Here is a 15,766-nt window from a genome sequence, read left to right on the forward strand (position 1 = left end):
CATGGTTATATGGCTAATAGCAACCATAAAACCATACAACAATAAAACAATAATTAACAAATGCAACCCAGAACTCGCAAAGCAATTAAAAACATGGCCCGCGCCTTCCTGTGGATGATGGTGCTGACCGGCTTTGCGATACTGGTGGCATCCGCGTCAAAGGTGAAGGATACTGTGCGCTGCAGCGGCATCGTGGTAAAGATCAAAGGCAGCGACGAGCATTTCTTCATCGAGGAAAAGGATATCAAAGCGCTGGTAGCAAAGAACAAGGACCTGAACCCGGTAGGCAAGCCGGTGCGCAGCATCAACATTGCCCACCTGGAGAAGATAGTGGCCCGCGATCCCTGGGTAAAGCAGGCGGACCTGTTCATTGACAACCAGCAGCGCCTGAACATAAAGGTTACGCAGCGGGAACCGGTAGCACGGGTATTCACCGTGACCGGCAACAGCTTTTACCTGGATGCCCACCATGAGCGCGTACCGGTGTCCGAGCGCTATACCGCCCGGGTGCCTGTATTTACCGGCTTCCCTACGGATGCGCTGCGCCTGCAAAAAGCAGACAGCCTGCTCACCGCCGGTATCGTGGACATCAGCAGCTATGTGCTCAACGATCCTTTCTGGATGGCGCAGGTAGAGCAGGTGAACATCAGCGGCGGCCGCCAGTTCGAGATCATTCCCAAGCTGGGCGATCATATTATCGACTTTGGCGATGGCACACAGGTAGAAAAGAAATTCCGCAAGCTGCTGGCATTCTACCAGGAAGGCCTCAGCCGCGTAGGCTGGAATAACTATTCGCGTATCAATGTGGCGTTTGAAAATGAAGTAGTATGCACCCGAAAGGACGGTACGCCGCCGCCCAGGCCCACCCCGCCGAAAATAGACAGCGCGGACGTGGATAGGACGCTGGCTACCGGCGCACCGGCCCTGGCAGCCGCCGGAACGGAAAGGCCCACGCCCAAAAAAGCAGCAGCCAGCAAGGTCCGGACCACACCGCAAAGACAGCCGAAAGCGGTCTATAAAAAACCGGCTGGCAAAAAAGGAAACACAACACAAAAACATAGAACGCCATGAATCAGGAAGCTCCCATCATTGTAGGACTTGATATAGGGACTACGAAGATTGCTGCCATTGCAGGACGGAAGAATGAATACGGGAAACTGGAAATCCTGGGATTCGGTAAAGCCCCATCTTTTGGTGTGCAGCACGGTATGGTGCTGAACATCGACCAAACTATCAAGGCCATACGGCAAGCGTTGGAAAACTGCTACACTTCCAATCCCAACCTGGAGATCAATGAAGTGTACGTAGGCATTGCCGGTCATCATATAAAAAGCCTGCAGACGCGCGGCGACATTGTGCGCAGCGATACGGATGCGGAAGTGTCCCAGAAGGACATTGACCAGTTGATCAATGACCAGTACAAAACGGTGATCCCCGCCAGTGACCAGATCATTGACGTGATCCCGCAGCAGTACATCGTAGACAGCCTGCAGAACATCACCTATCCCATCGGGATGTCCGGCGTAAAAGTGGGAGCTAACTTCCACATTATTACCGGCGACAAGAACGCGATCCGTAACATTAACCGCAGCGTGGAAAAGTCCGGGCTGAAGATACACGACCTGGTGCTGCAGCCCCTGGCCTCCGCTGCGGCGGTGATGTGCGACCTGGATTTTGAGGCGGGCGTAGCCATCGTGGACATTGGCGGCGGTACTACCGACCTGGCCGTGTTCTATGAAGGCATCCTGAAGCATACGGCGGTGATCCCCTACGGCGGCGAGAACATTACCAACGATATCAAGAACGGGCTGGGCGTGCTGAAAACGCAGGCGGAGCAGATGAAAGTGCAGTTTGGCTACGCGCTGGCGGATGAGGCCCGCAACAATGCCTATATCACTATTCCCGGCCTGCGCGGGCAGAACCCGAAGGAGATATCCGTAAAGAACCTGGCCCATATCATCCAGGCGCGCATGAGCGAGATCCTGGATTTTGTAGTGTACCACCTGAAGCAGATCGGTATGGACAGCAAGATGCTGAACGGCGGTATCATATTAACCGGCGGCGGCTCCCAACTGAAGCACCTGATACAATTAACCGAATACACCACTGGCGTAAGTGCCCGTATCGGCTACCCGAACGAGCACCTTGCCAGCGGTCACATCGACGAGCTGACCAAGCCCATGTACGCTACCTGCGTGGGCCTGATCCTGAAAGGCTACAACGATTACGAGAACGATCGTAAGGCGCTGGAGGAAAATTACATTACGATCAATACCAGCTACAAGGCCAAAGAGCAGGCTTCCGGTAAAACCGGGCACGAAGACTGGGTGCACGAAGAAGAGGAAGCCACTTTAAGCGCTGCGGAGATACAGGAAAGAAAGGCAAGGGAAAGAAATGCATCCTTAAAGAATTTCCTGGACAGGATGAAAACAAAGATCATAGATATGTTCACAGAAGAAGAGGATGCAAAGCTATAAGTGGCGTAATTGTTGCAGCCACGAATGAACTGATAACTAACCCATAAAAGAGATAGAGTCATGATACATTTTGATCTTCCAAAGGAGAAATCCTCCATCATCAAGGTAATAGGCATTGGTGGTGGTGGAAGCAATGCGGTGAACCACATGTACAACCAACGCATTGATGGGGTGAATTTTATTATCTGCAATACAGACGCGCAGGCCATCGCCAACAGCCCTGTACCCAACAAGGTACAGTTAGGCCCGCATCTTACGCAGGGACTGGGCGCCGGCGCCAACCCTGAAATAGGGAAGCAGGCCACGGAGGAGTCCTTTGAAGAGCTGAAAAAGATACTGGAGGTCAATACCAAGATGGCCTTTATTACCGCCGGTATGGGTGGCGGCACCGGTACGGGCGGCGCGCCTATTATTGCGCGCATCTGTAAGGAGCTGGGCATCCTGACGGTAGGCATTGTAACCACCCCCTTCTCCTACGAAGGCAAGAAGCGCATGCAGCAGGCCGATGAAGGCGTAAACCGCTTAAAAGAATATGTAGATACGCTGCTGATCATTTCCAATGACAAGCTGCGGCAGAAATTCGGCGACCTGAAATTCAAGGCCGCTTTTGAAAAAGCGGACAACGTGCTGGCCACCGCCGCCAAATGCATCACGGATGTGATCAACTCCACCGGGCAGATCAACGTGGACTTTGCGGATGTGTGCACGGTAATGCGCAACGGCGGCGTAGCCATACTGGGCGCAGCCACCGCGGAAGGCGACGGCCGCGCGCAAAGGGCCATTGAAGATGCGCTTACCTCCCCGCTGCTGAACGACAATGATATCAGCGGCGCCAAATGGATACTGATCAACATTTCATCTGCCGAAGGCGATTACGAGCATACGCTGGATGAAATGGACATCATACAGGCATATGTGCAAAGCCAGGCCGGCGAGGATTGCGACGTGATCCTGGGCGTGGGCTATGACCAGACGCTGGAGCGCAAGCTGGGCGTTACCATCATTGCCACCGGCTTTGAGCAGAAACCCATCCAGCGCGTAACCATGAACCAGGAGCCGGCCAAACCGGAGGAGCCAAAGATCGTGATGGAGCTGGGCCGCGATGGTGATGAAAAAAAACTGAATAACCAGGGCAGCCTGTTCCAGGAGCCGGTGGACCAAATGGCGCCCCGGCTGGTAGAGCCGGTGGTAACACATCCCACGCCTACCCCGCCGCCTGCACCGGCGCCGGAAAGGTACGTGCTGAACATAGAGCCGGACCCGGATTATACGCCGCCGCCCGCTCCCCCTGCCAGCGGTGGAGGCATTAACGTGATCCGCCCGCAGCAGCACAGCCATCCTACGCACATTCACATAGAACCGCTGGGCACGCCGCCACCTACACCGCCGGCCGACGACCAGCCTGAAATGAAGATGGTGTACCGCGAGGAGCAGGAGCCGGCAGCGCCTACCCCACCCCCGCCCGCACAGTCTCCCCTGGACGAGCAACTGGAGGAGCAGAAGCGCAAACAGGCGGAGCGCGTGGCCAAGCTGCGGAGCATCAGCTTTAACGTGAAAACGATGGATAACAACGCGGAGATAGAGAACGTGCCCGCTTACCTGCGCCGTAACATTAACCTGGACAATGGCGCCGGTTCTGCAGAAAATTTCTATTCTAATTATACCGTGAGCGATTCCGGCCAGCACCAGGCCGAGATCAACACGATCAATACCTTTTTAGATGGGAAGAAACCCGATTGATGGCAGGCAACTGTGATTCACAAGCAAAGTTTGATTGTTTTTTAGTTGTGTTAAAAAAGCCCTCCGGTTCTCCAGGGGGCTTTTGCTTTTTATCATTTACATTCCATTCAAGATACAAGACGAATATTTTTCAGCTTATCGGGATTGCGTACAAAATAGAAACTGTCTATTGCGCCATCCACTTCCTCAAAGCAGATGCAGAGCAGGGGCGTTTGCGTATCCCCGTCAAACAGCGCCAGGGCAGGCTGCCCGTTCACCTGCAGGAAACGGAACTGCGGTGCCGGCGCAATCGGCTTCCGGAAGATGCCCAGTAACACCTTCATCACCACCTCGCGCCCAAACAGGGGGTGTATGGCGGCAGATGCCTTGCCGCCGCCGTCGCCGTAGAAGCTGATATCCTCTTTCAGCAGGGTGATCAGCGCCTCCTGGTCCTGCCGGGAGCAGGCGTCCAGGAAAGCTTCCAGCAATTGCCGGTGGCGGGCGGTATCCGTGCTGAAACGTTTTTTGTCCTGCTGCAGCTTTTCCCTGGCGCGGTGCAGGTACTGGCGGCAGTTGGCCTCCGGGATGTCCAGTATCTCCTCCAGCTCCTTGTAGGGCACATCAAAGCTTTCACGCAGCAGGAATACCGCCCTTTCCAGGGGATTCAGCTTCTCCAGCAGGAACAGCAGTCCGATGGACAGTTCCTTATCGCCCGTCATAAGGGGCGCGGGATCTTCCATCAGCGGCTCCGGCAGCCAGGGACCGGTATAGGATACCCGCTGCTGCTGCAGTGTTTTCAAGCGGTTGATGCTTCGGTTGGTGACCGCGCGCATCAGGTAATGCCTCGGTTGCTGCACGGCGGCAATGTCCATTTCCAGCCAGCGGGCATATACATCCTGTACAATATCCTCTGCCTCCTGTTTTTGCCCCAGCATCCGGTACGCCAGGGAGACGAGCAGGGGACGGTATTGAAAAACGCTATCGGGTGATACGGTAGTCATATGCTATCAGTTTTTTCCGCCGCGCTCCACGCTTTTGATGTCCTCTTCCCGGTTCTTTTTAAAATCAAAATGTTCGTAGTCCGCAGTAGGCGGTACATATATGGTGTAGCTGCGCAGCGTGTCTATTTCAATCCGTATGTCCTCCGCCTGCAGGTCAATGATATGGCCGCCGGCGTCTTTTGCGGCGGAGAGGTAATGAAAATGATACCCGGATATGTTGGTATTATCCATGAACACCGGCAGGCGGTAACCTACCAGGTCGCCCCGGCAGTCGTTGAATGTAAAGAACTGCTGCAGCGGCAGCATGTTGGCCAGCGGCGTGTGCTCCCCTTTCTTTACCGGCGGGAAAGCCCGCGTTTTAAGGAAGCGGAAGGCGCCGCTGATGTGGATGGCGTACATACCGTTTACGTTGGTAAGCACACTATCCAGGTAGCGGAACAGTTCCGCTTTGCTCATGGCCCTGCCCGGCCGCAGCGTGATGTCCGGCTGAAAGAAATTGACCATGGCAAAGGAGGTGCGCGCTTCATCGTCCACCTCGAAAGTTTTGCCGGTGTGTTGGGTCTGGTACGCTTTCCCTTCAAATACCAGCAGTTCCCCGTCCAGTTGGTCCGGTGCACCCAGCCCGAAATCGCCGTGCTGTTTGAGCGCCTGGTAGGAATAAAACCCGTCGTACAGGCCGCCGATAAGGGCCGCACCTATACCCGCAGTAAAGAGATGATGATACGGGGTGTCCGGCGGGGCGGCCGTGCCGGCGCGTCCGGTAAAACCGCTGCATAGCAGGCAGCAGGTGAGGATGGTATGCAGGAATGCGAGGCGCATGATGTTTGTTGATCTTTTTGTTTTCAATGTATAAAGATAGGGGTTTAGGGAAGTGCTGGCAATATGGATTTGTGTGATGGCGGTGGCTATTTGCCCGGGGGCTTGAAAGGTAATGATGGAATGAGTAGATTGCGATTACTTCAAAAAAACCGCTTTTGTTATGCAGCCATCCTCTGAACAGCAACGATCCAATAAACGCATTACAGACCACCTTGCCAACGAGCGCACTTTCCTGGCCTGGATCAGGACCGCAATAGCCGTTATGGCATTCGGATTTGTGGTGGTAAAATTCAGCCTGTTTGTGAAGCAGTTGTCTATTATTGTGGACGATAAAAACCCTATCCGGCAAAAGGGCTTCTCTCCTACCATGGGCATCCTGCTGATCGCTTCGGGCATTGTGACGGTATTGTTTGCCTACATCCGCTACCTGCAGGTAGCAAAGAATATTAACAGCGAGGCTTACCAGCACACAGGAAAACTGCCGGCAGTGTTTACGGCATTTGTGATGGCCTGCGGGCTGTTCCTAGTGGTGTACCTGCTGATGACGAGCTGAGCAGGGCCGATCGGGGTGGCTACTTTATTCATAGCAGCGGCTTTCCATACAACAGGTAAGTTAGCGTAACAGCGGGCGCCTGCTAATGACAATGAGAAGGAAAAGAAGTGATTGTAATCAGGGGAAATGGCGCTTTAAGAAAGAGCTGGCCGCTTTAAGCTCCGGCCGGTCAGCACCACTGGCCATGCTTGCCAACTGCTGGTAGTAGCGCCGCGCTTTCCCCGGATCATGGCGCCGTTCTGCAGCCAGGCCGGCGCCATAAAGCCCATTAAACCGGTTAGGTCTTTGCTGCAGGCTTGCCTCATATGCATGCAGCGCCTCGGTGGGTTTGTTCATCTGCAAAAGCATATCTCCCAATAGTTCCCTTGCGGGCAGCACTTCCCCCGGCGTAACAGGGTGCTTCGGGGTATGATCTTCCATGTCGGCAGCAGCGCTCATCAACGCCAATGCTTCGCTATCACGTCCTTCTTTGAACAGTATCCAGGCTTCAGCGGTTTTCACCTGTATCTGCACCTGGCCGGCCTTATACGGATCATTTTGCTTTACCAGCGTATCATGAAGCCGGACCAGGGTTTTCAACTCGGCTTTAGCTGCGTTGATATTACCAGTATTGACCAGGCCAAGCAGCCGGGTAAAATGTATAATGCTCCTTTGCCAGGGATATGCCTGCCATGGAAAATGCGGCGGGTATACTTTCAGCGCCGCAGCCTCTTTCCATAGCCTGTTCTCAAGTAAATAGCGGGCGGGGATGGCGGCAAACGCATACGCAACCTTAAAATTCTCCGGGTACACTTCGGAAATGGTTTCCAGGTACCTGCATTGCGCTTTCGCCTGCCTGTTCTCCCCTTTCTGTAAACAGGCATATACCAGGTAGTCCATTCCATGGAGCTCCTCATCCCAATGTCCTTTGATACCCGCACTTTCAGCATAGCATTTTGCCGCCGCAGTGGCTGCCAGGTTGGATTGAATGGCTTCATCCCAAAGCCCCAGCCTGATAAAAATGTGAGAAGGCATATGCTGCGCGTGCGCAGATGATGGTGCAACGGAAGCATACGCCCTGGCGGCGGGAAGGGCCAAAGCCGCCAGCTCCGGGTAGTCGTAACTATGGATAATATAATGTACGATGCCCGGGTGATAAGGCTCATTGGGGTATAAAGCTGTCAGTATACGGCCGGCTTTCCGCTGCCTGGTAAATGCGGTGTCTACCGGATCCGCAGCGCCATTGAGCGCCAGCGCATAGAAAATTGCCGCTTCCTTATCACCGGGATATGCAGTGTAGATCTTTTCCATTGCCTTTTCAAAGCGGCGGCTGCGGGTAGCATGATCTGTACGGTCCCAGGCATTATAGAATGATGCGATTGCTGCTATATAGGCGGACTCTCTTTGGGATTTTTTTTCAAGTGACATGGCAATGGCAGCGGCCTTTGCGCCTTTCTCCAGTTCCGCCGGGGTAGAGGGGTTCCAGAGCGGGTGATAATTGCACATCGCTACGCCCCAATATGCCATGGCGCACTCCGGCGCTTCATCAATCACTTTTGCAAAAACTTTTTCTGCTTCATCGTATTCAAATGAGTGCAGCAGCGCTATGGCAAGGTTAAAGTCTTCCTGCGCCTTGCCGGAACAGGATGTTTTAAACCCTACAGTGCCTAGTTGTTTGTCGGGCGGACCGCAGAGGATCATCCGGCCTCTTTTAAGATCAATGGCGCTAACGGTTTCCGGGCGCTTACCCCGGCCGTTGCATGCCATGAGCGCTGACAACAGAAGTACCCCAAAAAAAGGGGAAAATTCCCTGTATAGCTTTTTCATGTGGTTGCATTATTTTTGGGGCCTATAAAAGTTGCTGAAGATACCTGCCTGGCAGTTGTCCCTAAAGTACCGTCCTGTTCATTGTCACCGTTTATAATCGGGGTGATATTATCGTACAGCTAAGGTAGATAAAATTGCCCGGTTGCAAATAAAATCGGCTATTTATCGGTTTTAGCCGGTATTGGCTGCGGGAAATATTTTTGGCGGATACGGCAATTTTGTTAAATTTATTACCGGTTTTTCAAGAGAATGTGCTTGTTCGCAAGTGCCCCAACCCAATATCTTACATTATTGATCTGCCCTGAAAATTGATAAGCTTTTTCAATTAACCTTAAAATTATCCCTATGGATTTCAAAGATCAATTGAAGCAACTCGGTGAGCGCGTTGCCAAGCTCAAAGACCAGATCCTCACGGAAGAAGCCACCAAAAATGCCTTTGTAATGCCCTTTATTCAATGTCTCGGCTATGATGTGTTTAACCCCCTGGAAGTCGTGCCGGAGTTTATTGCGGATATCGGCATCAAGAAAGGCGAAAAAGTAGACTACGCCATCATGAAGGACAGCAAGCCTGCTATCCTGGTTGAATGCAAGCACTGGTCCGCCAATTTAGATCCCCATGACAGCCAGCTATTCCGGTATTTTCATTGCACTGCTGCAAGGTTCAGCATCCTTACCAATGGCATATCCTACCGGCTGTATACCGACCTGGCAGAGCCGAACAAAATGGATGAAAAGCCTTTCTTTGAATTCAGGATAGACGACCTCAAAGACATGCAGGTGGAGAAACTGAAAGAGTTCCACAAAAGTTATTTTGACCTGGAAAAGATCATTACCACTGCGAGCGAATTAAAGTATACGAATGAGATCAGGAATATCATCCTGAAAGAACTGAATGAACCTACGGATGATTTTACCCGCTTTTTTGCCAAGCAGGTATACCCTACCATGGTCACCGCTAAAGTGCTGGAACAATTCAAAGGGCTGGTTAAACGCTCCTTCAGCCAGTTTATCAATGATGCTATCAATGAAAGATTGAAATCCGCATTACAGGTACAGCAGCAGCAGGAGAATCAGTCAGAGGAGGCCGAGCCGGAAGCAAGTGAAGAAGCAAGAATAGTTACCACGGAAGAGGAGCTGGAAGCCTTTTATATTGTCAGGGCCATCCTCCGGCAAAGTATCGATGTAAAAAGGGTGGTGCACCGGGACACACAGTCCTACATGGGCATTTTGATGGATGATAACAATCGGAAACCCATCTGCAGGCTGCATTTTAACGGCAAGAAGAAAACCCTTACGCTGTTTGACAACGAAGGAGGCGAGAAAGTGGATATCCAGTTGCTGGATGACATTTACAAGTACAGCGAACGGCTGCTGAATGCAGCGAAGCGGTATGATGAGGTAGGGGAAGCTGTTAAGGAGAATGGGGTTATGTAAAACAACAATCCCGCCTTGTGAGCGGGACTACTGTATAAGTTTTCACTACGGAATAATCCTTATTGTGATTTGCTTCTAATTAATAGTCTAAAATAACCAAAATTATTAACCTGCAAAAAAAAGGTTTATACCGCAAAATAATTATGAAAAGAATACTCGGGCTTGACATTGGTTCCAACTCAATAGGCTGGGCAGTTGTTAACCTTGATTTTGACAATGAACAAGGGGAAATACTGGGAGCCGGCTCCCGGATAGTCCCCATGGATGCCGATTTATTGACCAATTTTGAACAAGGTAATAGTGTTTCCAAAACAGCGGCACGAAGGCAGGCCCGGGGGGCCAGGCGGCTCCGCCACAGGTACAAACTCAGGAGGCAGCGGCTCATTGAACTGCTGAAGCTACTCGGGTGGTTGCCGGCGACTTTTGAACCAGGGCATAAGCTTCCAATTACGGAAGACTCCATAAAACAAATGTATGAATTATTCGCCACCAGTAAAATTCCGGAAGACTGGATAGTATACTTTCTCCGGCATAAGGCGCTGACCCGGAAAATAGCGCTTTCCGAGTTAGCCCGGGTACTTTATCATATCAATCAGCGAAGGGGCTTCAAGAGCAATAGAAAAGCCAACAATGAAGCAATTGAAAATACCGGGGAGGATTCCGAAGACAGTCTTCCAAAGCGGGAATCCAAAGTTATGATTGTGAAGGTAACAGGCATAAGGGATACCGGGGAAATTACCCGAAAGAAAAAAGCCATAGAAATTGAAGTAGACCAGCCTGTTTCAAAAGGTATCACCAAAGGTATCATATACAGAGACACCTTACCTGATTGGCTCAACCAGGAGATAGAACTGGAGGTGAGAGTTATCCGCTCCAAAAAAGATACACGGGTAGAGTTCGCTATTCCCGATAAAACCGACTGGCAGAAATTAAGGGAGGCGCTGGCAAAGGACTTCGACAACAAGAACCTTCACCCCGGCTCCTACTTCTTGCATGAGATCCTGAAAGACAGAAATTACCGGATAAGGGAACGGATCATCGACAGAGCGCGTTATGAAGCAGAGTTTAAAGCAATATGGGAAAAGCAGTCTGAATATCATCCCGAGCTGAAGGCCATGGATAAACTGCCCGAGATTGCCCAAAAGTTTTATGCCAATAACAAGGAGAAGCAGAAGGAACTGCTGTCTAACGACCTGTTCTATATTATTGTAAAAGACATTATTTATTATCAAAGGCCTTTAAAGTCTCAAAAATCTTCCATTGGAGAATGCAGGTATGAAAAGAAAAATGTTGTATTGGACAAACAAATCAATGGAAAAACCATCCCTTACACGCCTGGCTATAAAGTAGCGCCCATTAGCAGCCCCGCTTTCCAGGAGTTCAGGATATGGAAAACCCTGCTTAACCTGAAAATATTTGCGCTTAAAAAGATGATCAATGAGAGATGGGAAACAGACATAGATGAAACCGAAATATATATCCGGCCCAAACTGGAGCCGCTATTCAATTTATTTGATAGCAAAGCAAAGGTCAGCTCCCAGGAAATCTTCAAATTGATAGGAGTTTCCAACAATACTCACAGGTTAAACTATCCGCCGGAAACTGAATTTCCGGGGAATGAAACCAAACAGGAGTTTAGGAAGTTGTTCAAAAAACATAACTACGCAAGTGAGGGGAATGAGTTACTTGAAAATGAAAAAAAATTACAGCAGCTATGGCATCTTATATATTCGGTAGATGATGAAAATGCCATTAAACGCTCCCTAGAGAAACGATTTGAATTCCCAGATACACTGGCGGCCGCTTTTTCCAAACTCCCTCCTTTCAGGCCACAATATGCCTCCTATTCCGCCAAAGCCATACACAAGCTGCTGTCCTTAATGCGCGCAGGAAAATACTGGTCAGAAAGTAATATCCCGCTGGCGGTAAGGGAACGAATCAGCAAACTGGATAATGGAGAGCTGGATACAACTTTAGACGAATCTGTGCGTGAACGGGTTGAAAAATTCCGGGCTAAACACGGGCTTTCATCCATCACAGACTACCAGGCGCTGCCGGAATGGCTGGCCTGTTATATAGTTTACGGAAAACACAGCGAGAATAATTATGGAGAACCATGTTCTACACCCGAGGAGGTAAAAGGATTGGAGGCTAAAACGCTGCGTAACCCAATTGTTGAACAGGTAGTAAATGAAACCTTACAGCTTGTTAAAGATATCTGGAGGCAATATGGCAGGCCTGAGCAAATACGGGTTGAGCTGGCCCGCAACCTAAAAAAAACGGCTGCGGAACGAAAAGCCATTTACGACGCCAACCGCCAGAACAGGGAAGACAAAGAAAGAATAAAAGCCATCCTCCGGGAACTAAAAATTGGCAACCCGGATTCATTAGCTGATATAGAAAAAGTGAGAATACTGGAAGAGAATGGCAATTTCAAATACCAAAACAGCAGGGAAAGGTTTTTCAGGAAAGCCACTGAACCTACGCAGGCGGAAGTAGAGAAATACCGGTTATGGGTAGAACAAAAATGTATATCGCCCTACACTGGCAACCCCATTATGCTTTCGGAGCTGTTTACCTTTAAATACGAAGTTGATCATGTTATCCCCCGCTCAAGACATTACGATGACAGTCTGGCTAACAAGGTAATTGTAGAGTCATGGGCTAACAAGGAGAAAGACAACCTTACTGCCATGCAATATATTCAGCAGGGTAGTATACAGAACAGGTTATTGCCGGTTGAAAAGTACCTGCTACATATTGAAGAAAATTTCAGGGGAAGGAAACGCCGCAACCTGTTAAGTGCCGAAGTGCCGAAAGGGTTTATTGAGCGCCAGCTAAATGATACCCGTCATATCAGCCGGAGGGTTAATGAACTGCTACACCAGGTTACAGGACAAGTATGGGCATCTTCCGGTCAAATAACGGATGAATTGAAGCACAAATGGGGATTAGGTAACAAAATGAAAGAAATACTTGAGGAACGGTTTTTAAGACTTGAATCGATAACTGGTGAAACAATGGTGTCCTACACAGTTGATGAAAATGGACAGCGAAACATACATCTACAGGGATACGAAAAGCGTATCGATCACCGTCACCATGCAATGGATGCTATTGTAGTGGCCTGCACAACCCAGTCCCATATACAGTATATTAATACGCTGGAAGCACAAAACACGGACAAGGATAAAGGGACTAGCTTCCGAAAAAAATTGCTGCAGTCCAACAAGGCGAGAGATTTCAGGAAGCCCTGGAAGACTTTTGTTGAAGATGCGAAAACGGCTCTGGAAAGCACCATTATATCATATAAAAACCGGCATAGAATATTAAACAAGGGTATTAACCGGTATACAAAATATGTTCGGGATGAAAAAGGAGAATGGATAAAAGCGCTGGTTGAACAGACCAAAGGAGAACTATTCTCCGCCAGAAAACCGCTACATAAGGAAACCATTGGCGGCACCGTAAACTTCAGGGAGTACAGAAAAGCTAACTTAGAGGAGGCGTTAAAGGATATTGACAAAGTGGCAGATAAATCCGTCAAACGGCAGCTAAAGGCATTAAAGCAGGAGTATGGAAATGATATAAAAAAAATCAAATCTGCTATCAAAGCAAATCCATTAACCGACACGAGCGGAAACATCACCGATAAAGTTCTGGTTTGGCATTGGCAGGTCTATGCGCTCAACCGGGTAGCATTAGATGCCAGTTTTAAAAAGGATAAAATCGATAAGATTGCCGAATATGATAATAAAAAGCAAAAAGGGTTAAAATATCAGCTTCATAAACATTTATCGCAGTATGAAGACGATCCTAAAGCAGCATTTACAGGGGAAGGACTGGAAGCTTTGGCAAAAACAGTTGGGAAACCTGTAACCAAGGTATCCATTTACGAGCCTGTAGGCGGTAAATTTGAGATACGGCCAGGCCAGTTGGTGGAAGCCGCGAAAGGCACCAACCTGTTTTTTGTTATTTACGAAAACATATTAACCGGTGAGAGGTCCTATACTACACTTGGATTAAGGGAGGTCTTAACCGCCAAAATGAATAAGCTACCGGTTGTTCCACCCAAAGAAGGGCACAAACACTATGTACTGTCGCCTAACGATCTGGTTTATGTTCCTGATACCGAAGAAAATATTAAGGCCATTGATTGGAGCAATAAAAAAGCCATAAGCAGTAAAATATACAAAATGGTCAGTTCGTCGGGCAATCAATGTTTCTTTGTTCCTCATCATATATCAAAACCTATTATAGAAACACTGGAGCTTGGAGCCAACAACAAATCAGAAAGATCATGGGATGGGAAAATGATAAAACAATGTTGTATCAAACTAAGACATGACCGCTTAGGAAATATTGCTCCTGCTTAGATCATTTAATCATGATTAAAAGGACCCTATATTTTGGCAACCCCGCTTATCTTAAAACCAGCAATGAGCAACTGGTGATAGAGATGCAGGATAGCGGAGAGGTTAGAACAGCTCCTATTGAAGATATAGGATTGCTCATTCTTGATCATCAACAGATCACCATTACACAGGCTTTAATGGCAAAACTGCTTGCCAACAATGTGGCTTTTATAACATGTGATGCTACTCACCATCCTGCAGGAATGTTTCTAAACCTGGATGGCCATACACTGCAATCACAGAAATTCCAGGCGCAGATAGAAGCATCCGTACCGTTAAAAAAGCAGCTCTGGCAGCAAACGGTAACAGCCAAAATACTTAACCAGGCTGCATTGTTAAAACTCCAGCGGGAAGAAAACAAGTTCCTGACAGAACTGGCAAAAGATGTGAAAAGTGGTGATAGCGAGAATACCGAGGCACAAGCTGCTGTATATTACTGGAAAAAAGTATTTCCTGATTTCCTGGAATTTAAAAGGGAGCGACATGGAAATCCGCCCAACAACCTTCTTAATTACGGATATGCCATTTTACGCGCAGTAGTAGCACGCAGCCTGGTAGGAAGCGGTTTGCTGCCAACCCTGGGAATTTTCCACCGCAACCAGTATAATGCCTACTGCCTGGCAGATGATATTATGGAGCCTTATCGTCCTTTTGTAGATAAAGCGGTATGCGAAATTATCCGGATGAATGGAAAATTTCTTGAGCTTGGCCCTACTATGAAAAAACAATTGTTGGGCGTCCCGGCAATGGATGTATTGCTGGGAGGTCAGAAAAGTCCTCTCATGAATGCTGTACAACGAACGACGGCCAGTTTGGCCAAGTGTTTTGAAGGGAAAAGCCGTAAAATCCTGTACCCGGAATTTACATGAAAAGCAAATTTTATGTTTAATCGCCTAAATGCTTACCGGGTTATGTGGATTTTAGTATTGTTTGATCTACCTACAGAAACTAAAAAAGATAGAAAAAACTATACAGACTTCCGAAAAAAAATTCTGGCTGATGGATTTCAGATGTTCCAATTCAGTATGTATATCCGTCATTGCAGTAGTAAGGAAAATGCTGAAGTACACCAGAAAAGGGTAAAATCCATCCTGCCCTCAAAAGGACATGTTGGTATTCTTACCATTACAGATAAGCAGTTTGGCATGATGGAAATATTCCGTGGTACTATTCCGGTTGATCCCCCCGATACGGCCCAGCAACTCGAATTATTCTAGGAGATCCGGATCAGTCCCTCCTAGAATCAAAAAAACGCGTAATCTTCCATTTTTTTGATTGTAAAAAGAGGGCAAAATCAACAACCGGACTGCATTTCATCGAATCCGGTTGTTGTTGACCTAAGGTACAGATTAATTTGAAAGCAAATCACAACATAGTATTTAAAGTTAAAACCTTTTATTTAGTTGTTGTTGACCTAAGGTACAGATTAATTTGAAAGCAAATCACAACAGAGGATGGAGAGAATGATGTAACTTTATAGTTGTTGTTGACCTAAGGTACAGATTAATTTGAAAGCAAATCACAACGACGAATTCGTTATTC

11 protein-coding genes are annotated in these 15,766 nt (G+C 48.7%); 8 read left to right on the forward strand and 3 right to left on the reverse strand.

Features of this window, described 5'->3' with window-relative positions; all coding sequences use genetic code 11:
* Positions 1–60 precede the first annotated feature (60 nt).
* Genes LX66_RS00675 through ftsZ form a run of 3 tightly spaced genes read left to right on the forward strand, consistent with a single transcriptional unit; the run spans position 61 to position 4,217 of the window.
* Complete coding sequence (locus LX66_RS00675; RefSeq protein ID WP_145709965.1) at positions 61–1,071, forward strand: cell division protein FtsQ/DivIB; 1,011 nt, start codon at positions 61–63, stop codon at positions 1,069–1,071.
* Positions 1,068–2,477, forward strand: a complete 1,410-nt coding sequence (ftsA, locus tag LX66_RS00680) for a cell division protein FtsA (protein ID WP_145709966.1) — start codon at positions 1,068–1,070, stop codon at positions 2,475–2,477. The genes LX66_RS00675 and ftsA overlap by 4 nt, the downstream gene beginning before the upstream one ends.
* Positions 2,478–2,537: 60 nt before the next feature.
* Positions 2,538–4,217 carry a cell division protein FtsZ gene (ftsZ, locus tag LX66_RS00685; protein WP_145709967.1) on the forward strand — a complete coding sequence of 560 codons (1,680 nt, stop codon included), beginning with the start codon at positions 2,538–2,540 and terminating at the stop codon, positions 4,215–4,217.
* A gap of 107 nt (positions 4,218–4,324) precedes the next feature.
* Here ftsZ and sigJ read toward each other — a convergent pair whose 3' ends face one another.
* Positions 4,325–5,197 carry an RNA polymerase sigma factor SigJ gene (gene sigJ / locus LX66_RS00690; RefSeq protein WP_145709968.1) on the reverse strand — a complete coding sequence of 291 codons (873 nt, stop codon included), beginning with the start codon at positions 5,195–5,197 and terminating at the stop codon, positions 4,325–4,327.
* 6 nt (positions 5,198–5,203) lie between these two features.
* Complete coding sequence (locus tag LX66_RS00695) at positions 5,204–6,016, reverse strand: acetolactate decarboxylase (protein ID WP_145709969.1); 813 nt, start codon at positions 6,014–6,016, stop codon at positions 5,204–5,206.
* 262 nt (positions 6,017–6,278) lie between these two features.
* Between LX66_RS00695 and LX66_RS00700 the strand changes: the two genes are divergently transcribed.
* Entirely contained in the window at positions 6,279–6,569 is a 291-nt protein-coding gene (locus tag LX66_RS00700) for a YidH family protein (protein WP_407643557.1), read from the forward strand.
* A gap of 117 nt (positions 6,570–6,686) precedes the next feature.
* On the opposite strand, the gene LX66_RS00705 is transcribed toward LX66_RS00700, so the two are convergent.
* Positions 6,687–8,375, reverse strand: a complete 1,689-nt coding sequence (locus tag LX66_RS00705; RefSeq protein ID WP_145709971.1) for a tetratricopeptide repeat protein — start codon at positions 8,373–8,375, stop codon at positions 6,687–6,689.
* A 345-nt stretch (positions 8,376–8,720) separates the two neighbouring features.
* Between LX66_RS00705 and LX66_RS00710 the strand changes: the two genes are divergently transcribed.
* The 4 genes from LX66_RS00710 to cas2 all read left to right on the forward strand — a co-directional run bounded on the left by LX66_RS00710 (position 8,721) and on the right by cas2 (position 15,441).
* Entirely contained in the window at positions 8,721–9,809 is a 1,089-nt protein-coding gene (locus LX66_RS00710; protein WP_145709972.1) for a type I restriction endonuclease, read from the forward strand.
* Positions 9,810–9,952: 143 nt separating this feature from the next.
* Entirely contained in the window at positions 9,953–14,185 is a 4,233-nt protein-coding gene (gene cas9 / locus LX66_RS00715; protein ID WP_145709973.1) for a type II CRISPR RNA-guided endonuclease Cas9, read from the forward strand.
* Between the two features lie 11 nt (positions 14,186–14,196).
* Complete coding sequence (gene cas1, locus LX66_RS00720) at positions 14,197–15,093, forward strand: type II CRISPR-associated endonuclease Cas1 (RefSeq protein WP_145709974.1); 897 nt, start codon at positions 14,197–14,199, stop codon at positions 15,091–15,093.
* Positions 15,094–15,135: 42 nt separating this feature from the next.
* Positions 15,136–15,441: a CRISPR-associated endonuclease Cas2 gene (gene cas2, locus LX66_RS00725; RefSeq protein ID WP_145711964.1), complete on the forward strand. Its 306-nt coding sequence runs from the start codon at positions 15,136–15,138 to the stop codon at positions 15,439–15,441.
* The last annotated feature ends 325 nt before the right edge of the window (positions 15,442–15,766 follow it).

This window comes from Chitinophaga japonensis (assembly GCF_007830125.1).
Lineage (GTDB): Bacteria > Bacteroidota > Bacteroidia > Chitinophagales > Chitinophagaceae > Chitinophaga > Chitinophaga japonensis.

Bases quoted from the DNA above. Each gene is read 5' to 3' on its own strand.
- LX66_RS00675 (WP_145709965.1), top strand. From the start codon at position 61: ATGCAACCCAGAACTCGCAAAGCAATTAAAAACATGGCCCGCGCCTTC.
- ftsA (WP_145709966.1), top strand. From the start codon at position 1,068: ATGAATCAGGAAGCTCCCATCATTGTAGGACTTGATATAGGGACTACG.
- ftsZ (WP_145709967.1), top strand. From the start codon at position 2,538: ATGATACATTTTGATCTTCCAAAGGAGAAATCCTCCATCATCAAGGTA.
- sigJ (WP_145709968.1), bottom strand. From the start codon at position 5,197: ATGACTACCGTATCACCCGATAGCGTTTTTCAATACCGTCCCCTGCTC.
- LX66_RS00695 (WP_145709969.1), bottom strand. From the start codon at position 6,016: ATGCGCCTCGCATTCCTGCATACCATCCTCACCTGCTGCCTGCTATGC.
- LX66_RS00700 (WP_407643557.1), top strand. From the start codon at position 6,279: ATGGCATTCGGATTTGTGGTGGTAAAATTCAGCCTGTTTGTGAAGCAG.
- LX66_RS00705 (WP_145709971.1), bottom strand. From the start codon at position 8,375: ATGAAAAAGCTATACAGGGAATTTTCCCCTTTTTTTGGGGTACTTCTG.
- LX66_RS00710 (WP_145709972.1), top strand. From the start codon at position 8,721: ATGGATTTCAAAGATCAATTGAAGCAACTCGGTGAGCGCGTTGCCAAG.
- cas9 (WP_145709973.1), top strand. From the start codon at position 9,953: ATGAAAAGAATACTCGGGCTTGACATTGGTTCCAACTCAATAGGCTGG.
- cas1 (WP_145709974.1), top strand. From the start codon at position 14,197: ATGATTAAAAGGACCCTATATTTTGGCAACCCCGCTTATCTTAAAACC.
- cas2 (WP_145711964.1), top strand. From the start codon at position 15,136: ATGTGGATTTTAGTATTGTTTGATCTACCTACAGAAACTAAAAAAGAT.